Origin of the sequence: Actinoplanes sp. NPDC051633, assembly GCF_040681735.1 — a bacterium.
Lineage (GTDB): Bacteria > Actinomycetota > Actinomycetes > Mycobacteriales > Micromonosporaceae > Actinoplanes.
On record NZ_JBFAZH010001393.1, the window covers coordinates 1 to 1,833 of the forward strand.

4 protein-coding genes are annotated in these 1,833 nt (G+C 70.9%); 2 read left to right on the forward strand and 2 right to left on the reverse strand.

What is annotated here, in order from left to right; genetic code table 11:
- Positions 1 to 759: Gfo/Idh/MocA family oxidoreductase (locus tag AB0M20_RS41325; RefSeq protein ID WP_364306771.1), on the reverse strand; the 759-nt coding region annotated here is incomplete at its 3' end.
- A gap of 94 nt (positions 760 to 853) precedes the next feature.
- Here AB0M20_RS41325 and AB0M20_RS41330 point away from each other — a divergent pair.
- Both AB0M20_RS41330 and AB0M20_RS41335 read left to right on the forward strand, forming a co-directional pair.
- Entirely contained in the window at positions 854 to 1,219 is a 366-nt protein-coding gene (locus tag AB0M20_RS41330) for a hypothetical protein (RefSeq protein WP_364306772.1), read from the forward strand.
- Positions 1,212 to 1,637, forward strand: coding sequence for a hypothetical protein (locus AB0M20_RS41335; protein ID WP_364306774.1), 426 nt, complete (start codon positions 1,212 to 1,214; stop codon positions 1,635 to 1,637). Before AB0M20_RS41330 ends, AB0M20_RS41335 begins: the two co-directional genes overlap by 8 nt.
- On the opposite strand, the gene AB0M20_RS41340 is transcribed toward AB0M20_RS41335, so the two are convergent.
- The coding region (locus AB0M20_RS41340; protein ID WP_364306775.1) for a hypothetical protein at positions 1,624 to 1,833 on the reverse strand (210 nt) is incomplete at its 5' end. The two genes, AB0M20_RS41335 and AB0M20_RS41340, sit on opposite strands and share 14 nt — an antisense overlap.

Here is a 1,833-nt window from a genome sequence, read left to right on the forward strand (position 1 = left end):
ATTCCGGAAGGCCCGCACCTCTTCCCAGGGCACAGGCGGAACGGGAACGATCCCGGCCTCTCCGAAGAAGACGGCATCTTCGCGCGCAGCGGCCGGCGGCACATCGACGGACAACGTGATCTTGCTGACCGCGCCGGAGGAATGCCGCAACAGCAGATGCGTCATGTCGCGGGGCGCGACCATCCCGGCGACCTCGACGACGGGCCCGAGGACGGGCAGCACCATGGCCACGGCGTGCGGCCCGACGTCCCACAATCCGCCGCTCTCCCGGCGCCACGGGGACTCCCCGAACGGATTGCCCTCGTCGTAGATCGTGCCGACGTGATCGACGCGGGCCTCCACCCAGCCGCCCGTGGCGACGGCGGAGTCGAGGAAGGAGGAGAGCGCGGGGAGGAAGCGGCGCGTGAAGAACACCACCGAGGCGAGGTCGGCGGCGGCGAGCGTACCCGCGATCTCCTGAGCCTCCGCCACGGTCAGCGCGACCGGCTTGTCCATCAGCAGGTGCTTCCCGGCCTGTGCGGCGCGCAGCGCCAGCGGCGCCTGCACCAGAGGCGGCAGCGCGATCGCCAGCGCGTCGACCTCGGCCAGCAGCGCGTCCACGTCGCCGTATGCCTTGGTGCCGAACTCCGCGGCCAGCGCCGACGCCTTCGCCTCGGTGCGGCCCCAGACGCCGACGAAGTCAACATCCGGGTGCTCGGCCAGGCCGGGTGCGTGTGCCATCCGGGCCCACGGGCCGGTGCCGAGCAGTCCGAAGCGCATGGGCGCAAGCTAACACGCCATCCTCACCCCTTCTGAAGACAAGAGAAGAAGACCGGACTGAAGGCGAACAGATGAGATCAGTACGCTGTGCCGCGTGAACGGTCCGCTTTCCCTGGTCACCATCGTCGTGGCGCTGGTGCTCGCCGCCTGGTTCCTGCTGCGGTCGGCGATGAACCGCCCGCCCGGCCGCATCGAGCTGGTCGCGTCCGGGGTGCTGGGCGCGCTCGTCGTGGTGTTGTGCCTGGTGGCGGTGGTCGGGCTCTTCGGGGACACACGGCCGCAGGAGATCGGCACGTTCGCCGGTTATCTGGTCACCGCGGTCGCCTTCATGCCCACCGCGACGGTGCTGGCCCGGATGGAGCCGACCCGCTGGGGCAACCTGATCCTCGGAGTGGCCGCGCTGGTGATGCCGGTCCTGGTGCTGCGGCTGCAGCAGATCGCGTCGGTGACCGGTGGCTGAGCCTCGCACCCGCCCCCGTGACGCGGCGCTGAACACCGGCCTCGGCCGGGTGCTGCTGCTGGTGTACGGCACCTTCGCGCTCTCCGCCAGCGCCCGCGCCCTGGTGCAGATCACCACACACTTCGGCGAGGCCCCGCTGGCCTACGTCCTGTCGGCGTTGGCCGGTCTGGTCTACATCGCGGCGACCGTGGGCCTGGCGATCGGCGGGCGGCGCGGCCGGGCGATCGCGCTGACCTCCTGCTCGATCGAGCTGGTCGGCGTGCTCGTGGTGGGCACGCTGACGATCATCGACGCGGTCGACTTCCCGGACGCGACGGTGTGGTCGCACTACGGCAGCGGGTACGGATACGTGCCGCTGGTGCTGCCGTTCATCGGCCTGTGGTGGCTGTGGCGCCACAAGCCGGTCAGGGAAGGCTGATCTCGCGGCGGGTGTCGATGCCGGTCCCGTAGACCGGGTCGGCCCCGCGGATGTGCACTTCGTGGCGGGTTGCCGACAGCACATACAGCCGCAGGTCGCCGTCGCCGCTCAGCTCGGCGGGGGTGAACGGACGGGCGCCCTTCGCCTCGGTGTTCGCGAAGGCCAGCTCGCAGTGTCGAGGCAGGTCCTCGTCGGC